Annotated in this window: 20 protein-coding genes and 2 pseudogenes; 10 read left to right on the top strand and 12 right to left on the bottom strand. The window is 45.8% G+C overall.

Annotated features, from left to right (window positions below; all coding sequences use genetic code 11):
• Positions 1 to 88: 88 nt before the first annotated feature.
• Positions 89 to 2,026, top strand: coding sequence for a TonB-dependent receptor (locus B2248_RS12045; protein WP_273180982.1), 1,938 nt, complete (start codon positions 89 to 91; stop codon positions 2,024 to 2,026).
• 79 nt (positions 2,027 to 2,105) lie between these two features.
• Here B2248_RS12045 and B2248_RS12050 read toward each other — a convergent pair whose 3' ends face one another.
• From B2248_RS12050 to dnaA, 12 genes are all read right to left on the bottom strand, one after another.
• A complete protein-coding gene (locus B2248_RS12050) occupies positions 2,106 to 3,101 on the bottom strand; it encodes a GGDEF domain-containing protein (protein ID WP_273180983.1) in 996 nt (331 codons plus the stop codon).
• Between the two features lie 154 nt (positions 3,102 to 3,255).
• Positions 3,256 to 3,675: a DUF4174 domain-containing protein gene (locus B2248_RS12055; RefSeq protein ID WP_273180985.1), complete on the bottom strand. Its 420-nt coding sequence runs from the start codon at positions 3,673 to 3,675 to the stop codon at positions 3,256 to 3,258.
• 78 nt (positions 3,676 to 3,753) lie between these two features.
• Entirely contained in the window at positions 3,754 to 5,157 is a 1,404-nt protein-coding gene (locus B2248_RS12060; protein WP_273180988.1) for a DUF3482 domain-containing protein, read from the bottom strand.
• A complete protein-coding gene (locus B2248_RS12065) occupies positions 5,150 to 6,445 on the bottom strand; it encodes a DUF2868 domain-containing protein (RefSeq protein WP_273180990.1) in 1,296 nt (431 codons plus the stop codon). The genes B2248_RS12060 and B2248_RS12065 overlap by 8 nt, the downstream gene beginning before the upstream one ends.
• Before the next feature lie 63 nt (positions 6,446 to 6,508).
• Positions 6,509 to 7,273, bottom strand: a complete 765-nt coding sequence (locus B2248_RS12070; RefSeq protein WP_007144034.1) for an undecaprenyl-diphosphate phosphatase — start codon at positions 7,271 to 7,273, stop codon at positions 6,509 to 6,511.
• 73 nt (positions 7,274 to 7,346) lie between these two features.
• Entirely contained in the window at positions 7,347 to 8,012 is a 666-nt protein-coding gene (locus tag B2248_RS12075) for an adenosylcobinamide amidohydrolase (protein ID WP_273180994.1), read from the bottom strand.
• Positions 8,013 to 8,016: 4 nt separating this feature from the next.
• Entirely contained in the window at positions 8,017 to 8,727 is a 711-nt protein-coding gene (locus tag B2248_RS12080) for a VC0807 family protein (protein ID WP_273180996.1), read from the bottom strand.
• Positions 8,728 to 8,799: 72 nt separating this feature from the next.
• On the bottom strand, positions 8,800 to 9,315 hold the full coding sequence (locus B2248_RS12085) for a DUF6653 family protein (RefSeq protein ID WP_273180998.1): 516 nt from the start codon (positions 9,313 to 9,315) through the stop codon (positions 8,800 to 8,802).
• Between the two features lie 71 nt (positions 9,316 to 9,386).
• Complete coding sequence (locus B2248_RS12090; protein ID WP_273181001.1) at positions 9,387 to 9,974, bottom strand: DUF6151 family protein; 588 nt, start codon at positions 9,972 to 9,974, stop codon at positions 9,387 to 9,389.
• A 135-nt stretch (positions 9,975 to 10,109) separates the two neighbouring features.
• A complete protein-coding gene (locus B2248_RS12095; RefSeq protein ID WP_273181003.1) occupies positions 10,110 to 11,270 on the bottom strand; it encodes a hypothetical protein in 1,161 nt (386 codons plus the stop codon).
• A 97-nt stretch (positions 11,271 to 11,367) separates the two neighbouring features.
• Positions 11,368 to 12,471 carry a DNA polymerase III subunit beta gene (gene dnaN / locus B2248_RS12100; protein WP_273181006.1) on the bottom strand — a complete coding sequence of 368 codons (1,104 nt, stop codon included), beginning with the start codon at positions 12,469 to 12,471 and terminating at the stop codon, positions 11,368 to 11,370.
• Positions 12,472 to 12,486: 15 nt separating this feature from the next.
• Complete coding sequence (dnaA, locus tag B2248_RS12105) at positions 12,487 to 13,854, bottom strand: chromosomal replication initiator protein DnaA (protein WP_007144027.1); 1,368 nt, start codon at positions 13,852 to 13,854, stop codon at positions 12,487 to 12,489.
• 299 nt (positions 13,855 to 14,153) lie between these two features.
• Between dnaA and rpmH the strand changes: the two genes are divergently transcribed.
• The 9 genes and pseudogenes from rpmH to B2248_RS12145 all read left to right on the top strand — a co-directional run.
• Positions 14,154 to 14,288 (top strand): 50S ribosomal protein L34, encoded by a 135-nt coding sequence (gene rpmH, locus B2248_RS12110; RefSeq protein WP_040576298.1) that lies wholly within the window; start codon positions 14,154 to 14,156, stop codon positions 14,286 to 14,288.
• A gap of 32 nt (positions 14,289 to 14,320) precedes the next feature.
• Complete coding sequence (rnpA, locus tag B2248_RS12115) at positions 14,321 to 14,674, top strand: ribonuclease P protein component (protein WP_237701183.1); 354 nt, start codon at positions 14,321 to 14,323, stop codon at positions 14,672 to 14,674.
• Positions 14,675 to 14,721: 47 nt separating this feature from the next.
• Complete coding sequence (yidD, locus tag B2248_RS12120; RefSeq protein WP_414673490.1) at positions 14,722 to 14,895, top strand: membrane protein insertion efficiency factor YidD; 174 nt, start codon at positions 14,722 to 14,724, stop codon at positions 14,893 to 14,895.
• Complete coding sequence (gene yidC / locus B2248_RS12125; protein WP_007144024.1) at positions 14,888 to 16,534, top strand: membrane protein insertase YidC; 1,647 nt, start codon at positions 14,888 to 14,890, stop codon at positions 16,532 to 16,534. Before yidD ends, yidC begins: the two co-directional genes overlap by 8 nt.
• A gap of 9 nt (positions 16,535 to 16,543) precedes the next feature.
• Positions 16,544 to 17,887, top strand: a complete 1,344-nt coding sequence (gene mnmE / locus B2248_RS12130) for a tRNA uridine-5-carboxymethylaminomethyl(34) synthesis GTPase MnmE (RefSeq protein WP_273181010.1) — start codon at positions 16,544 to 16,546, stop codon at positions 17,885 to 17,887.
• A gap of 285 nt (positions 17,888 to 18,172) precedes the next feature.
• Positions 18,173 to 18,426 (top strand): annotated as a pseudogene (locus tag B2248_RS14790) (site-specific integrase); the annotation flags it as partial.
• Positions 18,427 to 18,653: 227 nt separating this feature from the next.
• Positions 18,654 to 18,914 (top strand): annotated as a pseudogene (locus tag B2248_RS14795) (helix-turn-helix domain-containing protein).
• 35 nt (positions 18,915 to 18,949) lie between these two features.
• Complete coding sequence (locus tag B2248_RS12140) at positions 18,950 to 19,519, top strand: Hsp20/alpha crystallin family protein (RefSeq protein ID WP_273181011.1); 570 nt, start codon at positions 18,950 to 18,952, stop codon at positions 19,517 to 19,519.
• A gap of 94 nt (positions 19,520 to 19,613) precedes the next feature.
• A partial coding sequence (locus B2248_RS12145; RefSeq protein ID WP_286723136.1) for a Clp protease N-terminal domain-containing protein occupies positions 19,614 to 20,615 on the top strand: 1,002 nt, incomplete at its 3' end.

Consider the following 20,615-nt stretch of genomic DNA (forward strand, 5'->3'; position numbering starts at 1 on the left):
AAAAAGACTCATTTCTTCTCTCGTCACACTCTGTTCAATTTATTCATTTCCCTTATTAGCAGATGAGACGAGCAATTCAGCAGCGACGATGAATCCCTTAGTCGTTACCGGTCAGGCATACAAAGGTTATGCGCAGTTCTCACCCACATCTGGAAGTAAGACAGATGCAGAATGGCTTGATGTGCCGCAATCTGTTTCTGTAGTAACAGATACTGAGATTACCGATCGTGGTGCAGTGCGCTTGGTTGATGCATTAAATGGTGTAGCTGGTGTTAATAACACACTTGGGGAAGGCAGCCGTGATCAGTTTGTCATTCGTGGCTTTGATGCCTTGAACGATGTATATCGTGACGGCATGCGCGATGATACTGGCTTGCAGTCTTATCGTAGCCTAGCGAATATTGAGCAAATCGAGGTAGTCAAAGGCCCCGCGGGTGCTTTGTATGGTCGTGGCTCAACAGGTGGTTTGATTAACTTGGTGACAAAGCGTGCAAACGGTGATGAATTCACCCGTTTGAATGCCAGTTTAGGTAGTCATGGAAAAATGATAGGGCGGGTAGATAGTTCGACCTCATTTTCAGATACAGTTAATGGCCGTATCAATCTGGAAGTTCGCAAAGCCGATTCATTTGTCGATTATGTTGATTCAAAAGATTATTTCATTGCACCGACACTTCGTTTTACCCCTAGCGATCATCACACCTTAGATGTGGATTTGGAAATATCAAAACAGGATTTGGTACCTTACCGTGGTGTGCCATCCATCAATGGCAAACCAGTGAATGTGTCTCGCAGCACCTACTTTGGTAGTAGCAATGATTATCAAGAATCAAAAAGTGTGCGTTTCTCACTGAACGATGAATTCAAATTCACCCCGAATTTAGTCTGGAATAATCGTGTGGTGATTAGCCGTGTTGAGCTGGAACAACAAGGTACGCGTCAAAGGAATGTAACAGCTGCTACAGCTACTGTCGGACAATCTGTAAATGATTTTGGCTATGATCCCCGCCGTTTTAACGCCCTGCAATCGGAATTAAAATGGTCTGTCGGCTCACATGAATTCTTGTTCGGTGCAGAATATACACAAACCAAAATTGACTTAGACTTAAGTACTGTCTCAAAAGCAGACCAATCCATCTATGATCCTGTCACGGAGCATGTGGTTAATGGTGGTTTTGAACCCTTCAGAAAGAATGATACCAAAACCTATGGTTTGTATGTGCAGGATATGTACACCATTGGTGATCTGACGTTGACCGGTAATGTGCGTCACGACAAGATGGACCTGGAACAACAGCGTGTGGGTAACCCGAAAGAAAACCTGGATGATGACAAATGGAGTTATCGTGTAGGTGCCAGTTATCGTCTGACTGAAGATTTATCGACCTATGCGACGTTTTCACGGTCATGGCAACTGCCCAATGCCGGCACCTTTGTAAGTAATGGTGCGGCGGAGTTTTACTCGGCTGATCTAAAAGAAATTGGTTTCAAAGCTTATACATTAGGTGATGCTTTAATGTTCAATGCTGCCATATTCCAAATTGAACAAGAGCGGCCTGTAACGGATGCCACAACAGGCGATGTAACGGATAGAAATACCTCAAAACATAATGGTTTTGAATTAGAGCTTCGTGGTCAGTTGACAGAGCAATGGAGTACCACTGCCAGCTATACTTATTTAGATGCAGAAGATGAAGATACAGGTAAAAAACCGAATGATGTGTCCGATCAGTTGTTCTCATTAGGTTCAACCTATCAAATTGATAGTCACTGGCGAGTGGGTGGCAACATCAAGTATGTCGGAGAACGCTATGCTGGTGACAATGAAGCAGTTAAATTAGATAGCTATACCTTGGTGGATCTAATGGCGGCTTATCGGGTGGGTAAGCATAAAATTCAGTTCAATGCCTACAACATCTTTGATGAAAAATATTTCCTGGGTGCAACAGGTGGCTCCTCAGGTCGAAACCAAATTGGTTATGGCGCACCGGCAGAATATATGGTGAGTTATGGTTATGAGTTCTAAGCCGGAATAAGTTAAGTTCATATTCGAAAGCTGATTAGCCATGCGGAATTGGGTAAAAGCCCCATGCCGTATGGCTTTTTTATGGATCTTTTGCGGCTATATCATCATTAACAGTGACTCTGTTTCTGCCAGAATTTTTGGCACTGTATAACAATTGGTCGACAGTTTGTAGTAGCTTGGATTGTGTCTGCCCAGCTTCATATTCAGTCACCCCGATACTACAGGTCAATGAAATATTGAGGCCCTCATCCTGACAAAATGGATGTTGCTCAATATCATGTCTGATGCGATCAGCGAGTATTTTTGCCTCGGTAACATTTGTCTCAGGAAGCAGTAAAAGGAACTCCTCCCCACCGTAGCGGCCTAGTGTGTCACTGTGTCGAGATGCTTTCGAGACGATGTTAACAGCCTCAATTAATACGGTATCGCCACGTTGGTGACCAAATTGGTCATTCACATATTTGAAATGATCAAGATCAATCATCAACAAGCTTAGCGGATGTTTATAGCGAACTGACCGATCAATTTCATCCGTTAAATTGTTTATCAAACCACCTCGATTAAGTACACCGGTCAGTGCATCAGTACGAGCTAACTTTTCTAATTCTTTGGTACGTGCTTCCACCCGTTGTTCTAATAATTGATTTGCTGCAAGTAACTCTTTTTGTACCAACAGTAATTGTTCATTTTTTACTTTAAAGTCTTTATTACTGGGAATCGCAATCACTTTGGGTAATAAATAGACAATCATCACGGTGGTCATAATGGATACGATGCCGGTAGCGAGTTTACTGAGTCCGCTAAGGAAATAATAACCATGCCAGATATTAATCAGAGCCATTAGATGTGTCACGCCGCAGAGAAAAATAAAGGCAGCGAACATCACAAATATCCAGTTAAAGGCGAGATCGTCTCTTTTTCTGACCAGCTGAATGAGGGCGATAGGAATTAGGAAGTAGGCAATGACTGTCAGCGTATCGCCAACAACATGCAGGAAAAGTAAGTCTGCTTGCCATTTTAAACAATGGCCATGGGGCATAAAACTGCCATCAAATAATGCACTGATGATATCCACAGACACACCCTCCATGACTAAAACAGCGTTGACGAAAGCATCATCACACTGATGACTCTTCGCACCGGTTTATGGTCATTAATAGCACAGTGTCTTGACTGCGTATAGTTAGACACAAGTCCTAGCTGGTTCAGCTTACAAGTGACTAATATAGCTAGGGATGTTGTAATTCACGCTGACGCATCGGCATGCTATCAATTTCGCTGAAGAGCTTATGAAGTCTTAACTGTGTGTCAGTAGCTTTGACTCCACCATCTTTACCCATTAATAAAACTGAGCTGTTATGGTGTTGTAGTTTTTGACGAACTTCTCTGGTGAGATTATCCGTAACTGTACCTGTGTAGTTAGTACGTAGAGAACTTTGGTTGATCAGAAACCAGACAATATCACGGTCATTTATCTCTGCATCCCTCTGCGAGAGTTCATCCTGATAGGTATTAATATCATCACCGGCATCAATCAGGATAAGTCGGTTTTTCCATTTTAGCTCTGACAGTGAATGCAGGCTTTGTATTACCTCTGCCCAGGCAATAGGACTTAATAGCATAAGTAAAATCAGCAAAATACGAGACATAGCTGCCCCCTTTATTTATCAAAATGATAAAACCAAGGTATAAAAGCCGTTGTTAAGAAAATGTAAATACTGTCCGGTTTATGCTGAAGGGGATAGGCAGAGTTTTAATATCCAGTCACGCAGTTTGACTAATTCTGAGTCACTTAAACCTTTGTGCGCTTTTTGTAACAAGCGGGTGAGTTGCACCTGTTCAACTTTGGGTAAATGATTCATACGTGCGGTCAGGTTAGTCTCAGGTAGCTCTGCGACAGAACGATCGGCATGGGTGCGGCGTAGAATGATTTCCAGAAAATCGACGGCACGACCCAGCACCACAAAAATAAAGGTCAGTTCTTTCATTGGCCCGGCTTTTAATGTCTCACCCGCTAAGGGGATACCATTAATTTTGAGGTTTTCTGGTTTGGCTGTAGCGAATAATGATGCGGCGCCAGACACTAAGCCGCCAAAAAATGCGCCGGTCATCAGTGATGTGCCACCCATACCAACATCAATGACAGCACCAGCCGCCGCGCCAGCAGAGGCAGATAAAGCGACAATTTTTTGTCTGTCTAAACCATAAAGATACCAATGACTGCTATCAAATAAGTCAGGATAGTCGGCGCTTAACTGCTGCGTTTGCATCTGCATTTCAGGATGTGCGAATAAGGCTTGTAACTGTTTTTGCATGCTCGCTTCAATATGACGCAGCGTGCTTTGATAATCATGTTTTAATTTGTCTTGCAAACGCGATTTCACAAAGTCGGCAGGCACTTTGATTTCACTGACATGACTGAGTATTCGCTGAATATGCTCTGCCACCACGAATGCACCTTGTCGTTCGAGGGTCTCGAAATATTGCTTGAGTAGTTCAACCGTGGACTCGATATTGTGACGCCAGGGTTCGTATAACTCAGCAAAGGCCGACAAAATAGTGAATTGTTTCTGATGGTCTGCCGTCATGGGGTTAAACACCCGCACCACACTGAAATACTGGCTTAATGCATCCTGCCATTCCTGCACATAGGCTTCGCCACCAATCGGGTTGATCAATGCCATACGTGGTTGACCTGTCCATTGCAGAATGGTCATTTCGGCCTCAAATTCAGGGCTATAGGGAATAGAACCATCCACCACATAAATAATGCCGGCACCATTTAAAATTGGCTGTAATAACTCAACTTCATCATGAAATTTATGATTGCCTGAGGCGCGCTGCTCACGTACAAATGCCTGAATGGTATTTTTGCGTTCAGCTGCGTTCGGGGCGTGTTGCTGACACCAGGACATCACTTGTCTTGGACGTTGAAAGCCGGGTGTATCCACCAGTGTGTACTGTGTCTCACCATCAATATTCAGATCAAAGGTCTGTGCCGATGTGGTGGTGCCGGAAATTTCCGATATTTTGACGGCATCCTGACGGGTCAGGGTAGCGACAATACTGGATTTACCTTTATTCGGATGACCCACGACGGCGAAGACAGGATGTGTGACAGACTCAGACATGTGCATGACCTTCTTTTAATGTAACCGCATGCCGTTGAGCAAAAAACTGCCATGATTTTCGTTGTTGCTGGTAACGTGAATCATCAGCATTAATCGGGTATAACACCAGATTGATTGACTCATTATGCTGTTGAAGTAATTCAATACAATCTGCCAGTTCACCTGTGGGTGTCTGCATAGGATCAATGATAATCCATACCGGTTTATCAAACTGGCTGGCTGCTGAGTTTAGCCATTGTTCATCTTGTAACCAGTCATCCGAGCCTAAGTTTTTTTCCACATTAAAGTGAATGTCAGGTTGCTGCCAGCTTATCAGTACCGTTTCTGTCGAGGGTAAACTGACCGTGCCGTTTTCCACATGATGATCATCAGATTGAATAGGATTACGACTGACCTGATGCTGTTGCGCCACAATAAACTGTTCCACATCACTACTGTTTTGAATATTACTACGCAATTGCCGGATAAACTGTTGGCGCAATAATAATGCTAACAGCAGGCGGGGCAGAATACCGTAAACCACGATAGCCATCACCAATGTCATCCACCATACATCGTTGGCCGAAACAGTCAGATCACTGGCCTGAGCACTAAATCGAGTTTGCTGGATTAACTCGGCGGTGGGCGCTTCTAGCAGCCAATGCCAGGGCCAGCTTATCGCCGTCATTAATTGTGTCATAGTGGCACTATCAGTAATGAGGGTGGATGACCAGCCAAACAGATAGTCCTGAAATGTCGCCAGAATAAAAAAAGCCAGTAATGCAGAGGCTGAAAATAAAATAGCCGCTGATTGTAATTGCCACAATAACCAGGGTAGCAGTAAATTTTTGTAGGGAATGAATTGTTGCAGGTTCAGTTTATTTATCAACCAATGCAGCAATGGATGATGATGCAGATTATGTTTGGCGGGCGATACAAAAGAAAAGTAAAAGCTGCTTAATGTGAGTAATAGCGGTAAAAACGCAAATAAAGCGAGTGGCACCCAGATGTTAATAAATGAGGCTTGACTGACATTTAACACCCCAGCCATGGCAGTAAAACCAATCAGCACGGCGATGACAGCAAGGAGCCGTAAAATACCCGTGGCTGGTGTGGTCAGTGACATCTGCTGTTGCCATGCCTGTAAGTACTCTGTGGCGGAGTGAGAACGGTTGTCAGATGACGGTATTAACTTATTATTTTTTTGTGAAACAAATAAACGAAAATCCAGCCAACGAAATAATGCTCGTGTAGCTCCACCTTTGAAGAAAAATTGCTCAATAGCTTTAGTGACGTGTTTAGAGGCCATGCAAGCTAGTATACAAAATACGATGAATTCAAGCTGAAATGAGTCTGTTCAAGGCGATGTTGTTTAATACAGCACGAGTAACAAGACGCCAAACACAATGCGATACCAGCCGAAAGCAACAAAGGTAAAGTTCGCCAGAAAACGGATAAATAATTTAATGACCAGATAAGCGGTGATAAAAGCGACAACAAAACCAACGATCAGCGGTAAGAAGGATGTATTGGCAAAATCCTGATAATGCGATATCAAATCCAGCCCTGATGCAGCCGCCATGACTGGCAGGGCAAGTAAAAATGAGAATTCAGCACTGGCTTTGCGACTCAAGCCTACAAGCAGTGCACCGATAATGGTGGAACCTGCTCGACTGGTGCCGGGAATTAATGCAAACACCTGAGCAATGCCGATAATCAAAGACTGCGTGTAGCTAACCTCATTGATATCATCAACTTGTGGTGGTTTCTCGCCGATAAATTTTTCTGTCAGTAAAAAAATAATACCGCCGACGATAAACATCACAGCGACAATCTGAACAGAAAACAGGGCTTTTATCTGATCGTGAAATAACAAACCAACAAGCCCGACCGGGACAAAAGATAAAGCAACCTTTGTCCACAAACCGACATACTTAGGTGAAAAACGCTCTTTATAACTGGCAATCACCGCCAGAATTGCGGCTAACTGGATAATGACTTCAAAAGCTTTATTGCTGTCTGTTTGTGCCAGTCCGAGCCAGTCACTGACGACAATCAGATGTCCGGTGGAAGAAATGGGTAAGAACTCCGTCAGGCCTTCAACAAACCCCAAAATAATACTTTGAAGAATATCCATACAGTCATCACTCAGCAGACAAAATTCGTAGCATGATAGCTGAGCCGAATCGAAAAGGGGGGAAATCGTGTTATCAGCTTTCGGTCAGACTGCGTAAAGAATGATTCAGACTGATGGTGCAGGCCTGCAGTACCACCCTACCTATTAACTCGCCGAGCGTTGTGTGTTTGCCGCAATAAGCATGTTGAGGTTCAGCTTCGGGACAAAAAACGGCATGGCTATCAGTGCCTGTGCCGCTGGCGGGCAGGCCAGAAACCGGACTGATAATCTCGGCATCACGAATAGCTGTCACTTTACTCTCGGTGAGTAATATCAAGGCTTCGGCAAGTGCAGCATCGGATAATGCTTGATTAATATATAAGCAGATATTGATGGTGCCCGGCACAGCGTGATCATCGGCTTTATCACCTACTCGTCTAACATTACTCAGCCCGCTCGTTACCCAGCACTCAACCGTTAAAGTCTCTCTGTGTTCAATATGGTGACCTAATGACTGCATGGAGGCAGCGGTCATCATGCCGATAGTGACTGCTGGTAATGCCAGTGCTTCTGCTTTATCTAGTAAGGTTTGTTCTGGTGCCAGACAGGGTAGCGGAGAATGTTTGTCCACCCGCATATTGAGTAAAGCGCTGGCTTCTTGCAGTCCGCCGTTTAACACAGCCGAGCTTAAAACTCTGCATCGCTCTGCTGGCAACAGCACGAGATAGTCTGGATGATGAATCAGTCTGACAGAGGACACGTGATTATTTATTGGCGACCTTCGGTGATACAACTTCTTCAAGTTTAAGGCCGGTTAAATCATGAATAGTCCGCCATAAATAATAAAAGATACCGATCATCATCAACATGGAAGGAATCGCAATAACCGGGTAGCTATAAAGTGTAAGCAAGCCCAGTTGCTCATTAAACTCCTCACTGCCAGTTGGACTGGTGACCAACCATTTCACCAGTAAAAAATTCATAATGGCTGAAAATAAAAAGGTACCTGCTAATAAATAGGTCGCGTTGAGAAGACGCTTTTCAAATAACGCTGTGCTGTTTTGTTCTTCAAGGCGGTCTTTGATCTTATCGACATCCATGATTTCACGGTTATACAAAATGGCTCTGATCAGTGGGTAACGGGTGAAGGTTGAGCCGAGAACAGCAATACCTATAATGGCAGGGATAGCCGCTTCTTTGATGGCTAACCATTTAGTATCGAGCTCAAATAAACCAATGCCGCCGGTGAGTAATACACTGATTAAACCCAGCAGAGCGATAAAGTTGAATTTACGGTATTTGATAAGTTCGAATATTCCCCAGCCAAGAGGAAAAGCCAGTGCCGCCATTAATGCACCACTGGCTCCCAAGTCTTCCGGTCCGCTCAATTTCATCAAGATAACTGACGGTAAAACGATACTGACCATCAGGTCTACAAACGGGCGTGGCTTATGTGTTGGCGTGCTATTTATCATCGTATTTTTTGTCTGGCTTGTATAAATCAGTCAGTGATTATATAGGATGTAGATAATTGATGGGATTACCTTTTATTGTTTATGGTTTTTCTCGGAAGCGTACTTGCTATCGCTGTTTTTCATCTCCCTGTATAGCCACACCATACGATCCACAAACCAGGCTTTGAACACCATAATCCAGATATTACTGGCAATCAGCAACCCAACATTCAGGCTGTATAAGCTATAAATAAAAAACGGTATGCCTAAAGCTGACAATGTTTGCAGCAGCATACAAACCTGTTGATGATGAACTGGTATGGGGATATTTTTGCGATTTAAATACAGTCGTTCGCCAAAGGTGCCCATCGACGCCCAGTTATCGGTGGATGATGGGACGTTAAATAATCGTGGGTTAAGCCAAATCCAGACAAAAGCCAAAACAATAGGTACTAACGAATAAATCCCCATCCACTCACGTGAATAAAAGGCGAGAGAGAGCAAGGGCAAGGTAGTAAAACGTGAATACACACTCCATGGGTTAGCATGCCGTTGCCAACTTTTTTCGTCCATCGACATCAGTTTTTCAGCCCATTTGATGATATCCATATTCTGTGCCTTTTTAAGGTTTATAACGGTTTATCATAATCGGGGTATGAAGCCGAAAAATCATGTTGATATTACTTCTGCTTTTTTAACTGGCCGAGTTGCTCATCGGTGAGAATGGTTGGCGTTACGATGGGTGCGCCATCTTTGGTAAATAATTCGGAGTGTTTATATTTACCACTAATCAACGTTGACAGGACAATGCCAAAAAAACGCATGACATTACCGAATAAACCACTGGTTTTGGGTTTAGGCTCACCTGTTGTGGATTCCGTATTCACTTTGGCCACGTCACGACCAAAATCGGTTTCTAACCACGTCTTATCCAGACAAGAGTGCACCAAACCAATAAACGACACTTTTGGGTTGCTCAGAGTATTACCGATGGGAGTATTACAGCAGGAGGCGTACCAGCGTAATAATCCTTTAGGAGAAAGTCGTAATAGGGCCAGATGCTCTAACCCATGGGTAATATGCAAACGAGGCTGAGCTAACTGGACGATATCGGTGCCACCATGCGCGTCGAGAATGTTAGCCGACTTACCAAGATACTTTGCAAATGCCTGACAGTCTGTACAATAACAAATCACCCTGCTGGTGATACCTTTACCGTCAATATGTCCAAGCAGGCTGCCACATTCACATTGAATCTTGTGCATCATGGTCTATCTATTCCTTCTGTCCTTATTAGCCTTATAAATACCAACTAGTCCTGACTAAGCTTATCGTAATCAAACGCATAATAAATAGAGTTTTGGCTTCTATATGAACGGTTCTTATCTACGCCTTGTTATTTATCAGAATTGAGCAATTTTCAGATGCTCAAGAATATCCATGACTTCATCACGGGCATCTGGGTCCTTAACAGGATAACTGGCGTTAATGGTCAGCTGTTGTTTATTCTTCATATAAGCGGTTGCTTTAATCTGATGAAGATTATCTTTCTCGCTTTCTGACAGATAAATTTTTACATCGAGACTACCTGCCTCAATATGTTTCTGAGTTTCATGTGCTTTATCAAACTCAGCACGGCTCAGCAGCGATGGCTCTTTATTGAAACCGATGTAATGCAGCCCATAGTTATTTTCATAGCTGAATAGATAGGCAGCATTTTGCTGTGGGACATTCAGGTTTTGCAGTTTGAAATCAGTGAAACGAGTTTTGACCTTTACCGAAGGGATTTCATAGTCATCCGGAAAGATGCCGGTATAAGGGTCTTGCCAGAAACTATCCTTATTATCACTGGGCTGAAGCATATCGACGCTGGCATTCTCCCAGCTTGAGATATTGAGTTGCAGCTTTTTATTAATGTCTTTTAATTTTCCAAGACACATGGCTTTCTCTTCTATTTTGCAGGGAAATGCCACCTCAAATACCAGGTTCTGATTCTGATAAAACCCCATCAGATACGTTTGCATATTACTGTTTACCCAGTAGATAGCGGCTTTACTATCGCCCTTACGATCTATGACCTGCGTGGCTGTCAGATTGCCTGAATAACTTAACTTGATGTCCTGGCTACCTGAAAATGCCGGATTTCCCATTTCGGAGTAAGAAGGAGATAAAAACAGCTCTTCTGGGTCGTAAGCCAGTTGTGCGTAGGTGACAACTTCACCCCATTTGGGATCTTTGAATACCTGCCAGGCATCTTCGTGGATATCACCATCTTGCCCGGTAAAGTTTTTATTATCATCCGAGGCATTTTTTAATTTGCCGATAAAAGGAAATACTTGATGCACATTGGTGATGACAATGGTATCTGCTTTTTTGTCTTCGCCGGGATCCCATAAGCCTTCAAAAGGCGTCTTTTTTAGCCATGCGTCGAGATCGCCATGGGTTATTTGTTTGATGTCTTCAGGCAGTTCAACATCACGTGATTGACCACAACTTGCTAAAGCAATAAAAAATAAACTCAGTAGACCGACTAAAGTCCTTTTGTAAAAGGGCGTTAGTTTCATACTGTTACTCTCTCCAAGTCCTTCATATTGAATACAAATAAACTTGTATTGTTAATGTGGTGCTGATGTGAGTTTAAGGATGTTTCTCTAAAACATATCAGAGACGCATTGGCATAACGACGTATTGGCGTTCGAATTTTTCATCAGCCGGGGTCACAAGTGCGCTACTGGTTTCATCAGTGAAAAGCAGTTTCACTTTGTTATCCGGAATGGCATTCAGTAAGTCCAGCAGATAGGCATTATTAAAGGCAATTTCTAATGGCGCGCCTTTGTAGTCCACGCTGATTTCTTCTTCAGCGGATTCTTGTTCCTGGTTAGTAACCGTAGCTTTTAATTGATCGGTATCTAAGTTGATACGTACGCTACGGTGTTTATCATTCGACAAGATAGCCGCTCGTGATAAAGCTTGTTTTAATTCATCACGATCCGCCAGAACTTCCTTATCACCCCCGAGTGGCAAAACGCGTTCATAGTTAGGGAACTGGCCATCAATCAGCTTGGAGGTGAAGTGAATATCAGGTAATTCAACTTTGATTTGTTGATTACTGAAGGCCATTTTAACGATGTCATCACTGTCATTGAGCAGGCGACCGAGTTCAATAATCGCTTTACGCGGCACGATAACACTGTTTTTTTCGCTGACAGGGGTGGCTGTGGTCAGGCTGCCCAATGCGAGACGATGTCCATCGGTAGCAACAGCTCGTAAGGTTGTATCGTCACGTTCGAGCAATAAACCATTCAGGTAATAACGCACGTCCTGGCTTGCCATGGCAAAACTGGTTTCGTCGAGTAAAGATTTCAGTGCCGATTGTGGCAATGAAATTTCATCAATGTAATTAGCACCTTCGCTGTCCGGGAAGTCATCACTGGACAATGTCGCCAATGAAAAGCGACTTTTACCGGCTTTGACTACCGCTTTACCATCTGCCGCATTCACGCTGATGGTCGCATTACCTGGCAGCGCTCTGACGATATCCAGCAACTTACGTGCTGAAACGGTGGTTTTACCTTCTTCTTCAACGGCTACGGGTAAGGTAGCGATCATTTCCAGTTCCATATCGGTACTGGTCATAGATAGTTGGTCACCTTGAACACGTAATAAAACGTTAGACAGGATCGGTAGCGTAGCGCGGCGTTCAACAATACTGCACACCAGTTGCAGCGGTCGCACTAAAGTATCTTGGCTGACAGTAAATTGCATGATGATTCTCTCGGGTTAACTCGACAGTGTTCGTAAAAGGTTACGGTAGTCTTCAGCCACGCGGGGATCCGACTCTTTTAATTCAGCAACTTTCCGGCACGCATGCAGGACAGTTGTATGGTCACGGCCACCAAAAGATTCACCAATCTCTGGCAGGCTGTGACTGGTTAGCTCTTTGGCAAGCGCCATGGCGATTTGCCGTGGTCGCGCGATGGAGCGTGTACGTTTTTTCGCCAGTAATTCAGACACACGCACTTTGAAATATTCAGCCACTGTTTTCTGGATGCTTTCCAGTGTCACTAGCTTTTGGTGAAGTGCCAGCAGATCTTTCAATGCTTCCTGTGCCATATCAATTGACATGGGCTGATTGGTAAAGCGAGAAAAAGCCAGAACGCGCTGCAATGCGCCTTCCAGATCACGTACATTCGATTTTATACGCTTGGCGATAAAAAAAGCCACGTCTTCCGGTAGTGTAATCAGGTTTTGTTGCGCTTTTTTGATCAGAATCGCCACACGTGTTTCAAGCTCTGGTGGTTCGATAGCCACGGTTAAGCCCCAACCCAGGCGTGATTGCAAACGCTCATCCAAGTTGTCGACTTCTTTGGGGAAACGGTCACAGGTCAGAATGATTTGGCGCTGACCCTCCAACAAACTATTAAAGGTATAGAAAAACTCTTCTTGCGAGCGCTCTTTTTTGGCAAAGAACTGAATATCATCAATCAATAATGCGTCTGCACTACGATAGTGAGTTTTAAATTGATCAATAGCGTTGTTGCGTAATGCGGTAATCATGTCCTGAACAAAACGTTCAGATGACAAGTAAATCACACGAGCCTTAGGATTGTTTTGCTTGATTTTATTACCCACGGCCAACATCAAATGGGTTTTGCCGAGTCCGGTACCGCCATATAAAAAGAGTGGGTTATAACCGCTTGTTCCCGGTGCTTCCGCTACATGCAGCGATGCCGCTCGTGCAATCTGGTTAGATTTACCTTCGACATAACTATCAAAGGTGAAGAGTGGATTGATAGGACTACCAAGTGCGGGTTCTGACTTTATCGTTTCTGACTTTTCTTCTTTATTGGTTTTGGCTGGCGCGGAAGTGGTTGCCACACGTTTTGGCCGTTGAGGCACATGATCAATGGTACCTACTTCAATCGAAACATATTCGATAAGGCCTTGAGTTAATTGATGAACCAGCTGATTTATCTGTGCTTCTAGCTGCTCCTGAACCCATGCTTTTACATAAGGATTGGGCGCTAGTAAGCGTAAGCTCTCTTCGGTTTCGATCGCTTGCAGCGGCCTAAGCCAAGTATTCAGCTGCTGTGCCGACAAATCACCTTCGAGATGGGACAGACATTTTTCCCAAAGGGGTGATGACACATTAACTCCTTGATTTATACCGGTTTAAACAAAAATGAGGTGCGTTGGATAGCTAAGCTTTTTGATAGTATAGCTGGTAACGCAGGAGGTCTAAAGTTATCCTTAAGCCAGCTTTTTGGCAAGTATTATCCTTAAGCCAGCTTTTTGGCAAGTAAAATAACCACAGAAAAAATGAAAGTCACTCTGGTTTGACTTGTTATGCCTTAAAACTTTATAATCCCGTGTCTTTTGCCTCGGCGGTTTTTGCTGCTGTTAGCACCGCAGGCAGCAAAACAATCAATATTTCTGGAGTTGGTGAAATGAAAAGAACTTTTCAGCCTAGCAATCTGAAGCGCAAACGCACACACGGTTTCCGCGCACGTATGAAAACAGTTGGTGGTCGTCGCGTTATTAACGCACGTCGTGCAAAAGGTCGCGCAAGACTGTCAGTATAATCTTCTCTGACATCCTTCAGGGAGGGCATGACTTGGCAACATTCGGCCGAGCCATGAAAATGAATCGCCCGGGAGACTTTTCTCGGGTGTTCCGTCAAGGAAAACGCACTGGTGGTGGGGGCCTGACGGTTTTAACGGTTGAGAACTCAGTGGGACATCCCCGACTGGGACTAGCGATAGCTAAAAAACACGTGAAATTAGCCAATCAACGCAACCGCTTAAAGCGGATTATTCGCGAATCATTTCGACAGAATCAATCCGCCTTATCAAACATCGATATTGTTGTATTGTCACGCCCCGGTGTGACAGAACGAGATAGCACTCAAATATGGGCAGCATTGGAGCGACATTGGTTAACAGTGGTGGCGCAATGGCAAAAATCCTAATCAGCCTCGTCCGAGGTTATAGACTTTTACTGAGCCCTTTCATCGGCATGCATTGTCGTTTTCAGCCAACCTGCTCACAATACATGATAGAAGCAATCGAACGTCATGGTTCTGTAAAAGGAACTTGGCTTGGTTTGCGTCGAATATCCCGCTGTCACCCTTGGCATGAGGGTGGACTTGATCCTGTACCTGAACTAAAAACAAAGAATCGTAATGGATAATCTCAGAACCCTATTTATTTTTGGTCTGCTCATCGTGTCATTATTGTTATGGCAGGCATGGCAAAAAGATTACGTACATCCTCAACAAACCGAACAAAATACGACCTCGACCCAGATCGATGATGGCTCGTTGGCCGCAAACGATGCAGCGTTGCCAGATATGCCTTCGGTTTCTGCTGAAGCCTTACCTGATGTGCCTGAATCGGCGCAATCGTCTGCAGCGACGAAACAAAAAATCCATGTAACAACGGATGTGATGGATATTGAAATCAGCACACAAGGTGGTGATATTCAAAATCTGGCCTTATTGAAATATGCCGTTAGCTCTGAAGAGCCCAATACACCGGTGCAGTTTTTGAGTGATAAAAGTGATGCTTATTTCGTTTCACAATCTGGCTTGCGTTCGAATATGGATGTGCCAACACACTACGCTATCTATAAAGCTGATCAGCAAAACTATCAATTAAGAGATGGCCAGGACGAAATTAAAGTGCCGCTCTACTGGCAAGCTGATAACGGCCTGACAGTAGTGAAAACCTATACATTCAAACGTGATAGCTATGTGGTGAATGTTGACTACAAGATTATCAATAATACCGCTGATGCATTTTCTGCTTACCCGTATGCACAATTCAATCGTCAAAAACAATCCAGTGGTTCACGCTTCATTTATACCTATAGCGGACCTGTATTCTCAAACACAGGTAATGAATATGAAAAAGTGAAGTTTGATGATTTGGATGAAAAACCATTCGATCAGAAAGCGAAGGATGGCTGGGCAGCGATGATTGAGCATTATTTTGTAGCGGCGATAGTGCCTGAACAAAATGATGAAGAAAAAGGTTACTACGCACGTTCTCTTAATGGCACTAATTACACTGCCGGTGTCAGAATGCCAGCTATTTCTGTTGCGGCTGGAAGTGAAGGTCATGCGGATTATGAAATGTATCTGGGGCCGAAAAAAGCCGAACGTCTGGAGAAAGTAGCTAAGAACTTACAACTGACGGTTGATTACGGCATCTTTACTATTATTTCTGAACCCTTATTCTGGGTGATGGAATGGTTACACAAACTGACCGGCAACTGGGGTTGGTCTATTGTGCTACTGACGGTATTGATCAAGTTAGTTTTCTTCAAACTATCTGCCGCGAGCTACCGCTCAATGGCGGCTATGCGTAAGTTAACGCCAAAGCTGGCGAGTCTGAAAGAACGTTATGGCGATGACAAGCAGAAGTTCAATCAGGCGATGATGGATCTTTATCGCACTGAGAAAATTAACCCATTAGGCGGTTGTTTACCTATTCTGGTGCAAATGCCAGTATTCCTGTCTTTCTACTGGGTTCTGGTAGAAAGTATTGAACTGCGTCAGGCTGATTTTATTCTTTGGATTAATGACTTAACAGCCATGGACCCCTACTTCATCTTGCCAGTGTTGTTTGGTATTTCAATGTGGTTCCAACAAACATTGAACCCTGCACCACAAGATCCTGCACAAGCAATGATGATGAAGTTCTTCCCGCTGGTGTTTACCGTCTTCTTCGCCTTCTTCCCATCGGGTCTGGTGTTGTACTGGGTAGTGAATAACGTGTTGTCGATTGCACAGCAGTGGTATATCACTCGTAAGATGGATGCACTCTAAGCTGCGCTGATGGATACGATCGTTGCAGTAGCCACCGCGCCTGGACGCGGTGGTGTCGGTGTCGTCAGAATTTCAGGTAAAAAAAGCGCTGAGATCGTGACAGCGATTTGCGGAAAGTTACCGACACCGCGTTACGCCAAATTTACTCACTTTCGTGATGCCGATAATGGTGTTATAGATGAAGGCATTGCCCTTTACTTTCCTGGTCCGGCTTCATTTACTGGCGAGGATGTTGTTGAACTTCAGGGACATGGCAGCCCGCTTGTTATGGACAGACTTTGTCAGCGTGCTGTTGAGTTGGGTGCCAGAATGGCCAGACCCGGTGAGTTCTCTGAGCGTGCCTTCCTCAATAACAAAATGGACTTAGCCCAGGCTGAGGCTGTTGCCGATTTAATTGAAAGCTCAACAGAGCAAGCAGCAAGAAGTGCGATGCGATCACTGCAAGGTGATTTCTCTAATCGCATTAATGATTTTCTGCAAGAACTGACGCATCTGAGAATGTATGTTGAAGCCTCTATTGATTTCAGCGATGAAGAAATTGATTTTCTCGCTGAAGCGCAAGTGGATATGCAATTGCAGGATTTATTAAAGACTCTTGATGGTATTACCGGTTCTGCCAAACAAGGCCGCTTATTACGCGAAGGTATCAGCGTCGTGCTGGCTGGTCAGCCTAATGCGGGTAAATCCAGTTTACATAATCAATTAGCCGGGCATGATGCTGCCATTGTCACAGATGTCGCTGGCACTACCCGCGATGTGCTGCGCGAGCAAATTCATCTTGGTGGTTTGCCATTACGTATTTCTGATACTGCGGGTTTGCATGAAGCAACAAATGATATTGTTGAGTTGGAAGGCATTCGCCGTACCCAAAATGAACTGGCTCAGGCCGATCATATTTTGTTACTGATCGATGATAGCCAGGGGCTCACTGAACAGGATAGAAAAATCCTGGCTGAGTTACCGGCGAATAAACCACTCACCATTATCCGTAATAAAATCGATAAAAGTGGCCACCTGACTGAATTGACAGAAGAAGAGGGGTATCCCACGTTGTATCTCTCGGCGAAGTCGGGGAATGGACTCGAGTTATTACAACAGCATCTTTATCAAGCAGTCGGATTTCATCCAGAAGAAGAAGGTGTCTTCATTGCCCGTCGTCGACATCTGGATGCTTTAGCACGTGCCAGACAGTCTATCGTCAATGGTTATGACTGTCTCTCAGGCATGGGGGCTGGTGAGTTGTTAGCTGAAGAGCTGCGTCTTGCACAGCAGGCCCTAGGTGAAATTACCGGCACATTTACTACAGAAGACTTATTGGATCATATCTTCTCCAGTTTTTGTATCGGGAAGTGAAACGGCCAAAAAGATCGAAAAGCAGCCAACAAAATACAAATAAGCCGTTGTTTTATAATGAAATTTACTCTATTTCTTTGCAGGCGGTTTGATCCGTTTTGCCCCCTCTTGCTCCGAGTATAAGTTTTCGGAGCACTCGGAGCACAAAAGGAGCAAAACAGGAAAATCACTATCCAGAAACGCGAACCAGACAAGAACGGCCACCGTGCCTTGCGACTGGTCTACTAAAACGGTTCCAAGACGGGGCAGAACGGTTCTCGGGCGCAGAAGCGCTCATATGAGCCCCTGAACCTGGAAGAGGTCCGGGCTCTGACCAAAGCCGAATGCCGGTATGACGTGCTGAGGCGGCTTTCCTGTTTTCCTGCACTACTGGCCTTCGCTGGTCAGACATCCACAAGCTGGTCTGGGGTGAGATAGAAGAATTCGCTGATGGCCACTACCGCATCATTTTCCGGCAGAAGAAGCTGGTAAATGCCGGAAACTCGTTGCAATACCTTGACCTTCCCAGTTCAGCGGTGAAACTGCTTAACCTGGAGAATCCTGTGTAAATCCCCATTTATAACACAGTCATCTCGTAGAGTATTTATGCCGCATTGCGGTACTCAAATGGCGTCATGTCATTGAGTGAATCGTGCGGTCGCTGGATGTTGACTCTTGACTTTCTGCATGTTAGGCGCAATATATTGCAAGGTCTTGAAAAAATCATCGATTGAGGCTGTACGAAGGCGGAAGTTGTGGGGGTGATATGGCAGCGCGCCAGTAAGCGATCTTCACACTCGACGAGTTGGCTGCCTACTTGAAAGTCGACAAGCGGACGCTTTACCGGCTCGCCTCGCACGGGGAGATTCCGACCTTTAAGGTCGGCGGGACGTGACGGTTTCGTCAAACTGAAATCGAACGATGGATCAATGATCAGATCCAAGCAGGCAGAAAGAAGGAGGTGATACCTACAGATGAGCAGTCGAAGTCAGCGAAACATCCCGTATTGCCTGGGCGCGCTGTCCATAGCCGCAGGCAAACGAAGTGAGTGAGATTCTTTAATTTTTCTTCTGGAGGTGTGACATGGATATTGATTTCAAGAAATTGGCTCCCTGGAACTGGTTCAAAAAGGAGCAGGAAGAACAACAGACCACCGCCTCACTGTCGGTGCAGCGCAATGACCTGCCGGCGGCAGGCGAGCCGGTCAGCCCCATCCTGCAATTGCATCGCGAAATCGATCGCCTGTTCGATGATGCGTTCCGGGGCTTCGGTTTCCCGGCGCTGGCCATGCCACGTTGGCCGTCGGACTGGCCGGGCATGCTGAAGCCAGCGCTGGACATCCAAGAAACAGACAAGCAGTACACGATCGCCCTGGAAGTACCCGGCGTCGAGGAAAATGATATTCAGATCACGCTCGATAACGATGTGTTGCTGGTGCGCGGTGAAAAGCGTCAGGAGCAGGAAACCAAAGACGGTGGTTTCCACCGGGTGGAGCGCTCCTACGGCAGTTTCCAGCGTATCCTGAACCTGCCTGACAACGCCAACCAGGAATCGATCAAGGCCGCATTCAAGAACGGCGTGCTCACGATCACGATGGACAAGCGCGAGGCCAGTGCGTCCAAGCAGGGCCGCTCGATCCCGATCAACGGCTGACGCCGATCAGCTCGTCCTCCGAAAAAACCAGGTGAAGGTCGAGGCACCGTGATCGGCGGTGCCTCATCAAATCAATTTTTACAGGAGCATCAGCATGGCCAGAAAACAATGCCAACTCTGTGGTCAGCCCGCCACGGCACGGGTGGAAGCCAATCTCAATGGTCGCCACAGCACCATGCTGTTGTGTGACGATCACTATCGTCAACTGGTGCGCCAGCAAAAGCGTACTGTCTCACCGCTGGAAGCCTTGTTCGGCTCACGTAGCGGCCTGTTCGAAGACTTTCTCGGCAGCGACTTCTTCCACACCGGTCACGCCGCCTCGTCCATGCCGGCCGATACCGACGAGGTCGTCGATGCCTCGCTCGGCGAACCCGCCCCGGCTGTTACGGGTACAACGCGCCGGCGCGGCAGTGGGCTCGCCAGCCGCATCAGCGAACAGTCCGAGGCTTTGTTGCAGGAGGCCGCCAAACATGCCGCCGAATTTGGTCGCGCCGAAGTCGATACCGAACACCTGCTGTTGGCGCTCGCCGACAGCGAGGTGGTCAAGACCACCCTGGGGCAGTTCAAGATCCAGGTCGATGACCTCAAGCGGCAAATCGAATCCGAAGCCAAGCGTGGCGAGAAGCCGTTCGAGGGCGAAGTCGGCGTGTCGCCCCGGGTCAAGGACGCACTCAGCCGCGCTTTCGTGGCATCCAACGAACTCAGCCACTCCTATGTCGGCCCGGAGCATTTCCTGATCGGGCTGGCCGAGGAAGGCGAAGGCTTGGCAGCCAACCTGCTGCGCCGTTACGGCCTCACGCCGCAAGCGCTGCGCCAGCAGGTGAGCAAGGTAGTCGGCAAAGGTGCCGAGGATGGCCGCGCCGAGACGCCGACCAACACGCCCGAGCTGGATAAATACTCGCGCGATCTCACCCAAATGGCGCGCGAGGGCAAACTCGATCCAGTCATCGGCCGTGCGCAGGAGATCGAGACCACCATCGAGGTGCTGGCCCGGCGCAAGAAAAACAACCCGGTGTTGATCGGTGAGCCCGGCGTCGGCAAGACCGCCATCGCCGAAGGACTGGCACAGCGGATGGTCGCCGGCGAAGTGCCCGAG

Source organism: Methylophaga sp. UBA2012 (genome assembly GCF_002335235.1).
GTDB classification, from domain to species: domain Bacteria; phylum Pseudomonadota; class Gammaproteobacteria; order Nitrosococcales; family Methylophagaceae; genus Methylophaga; species Methylophaga thalassica.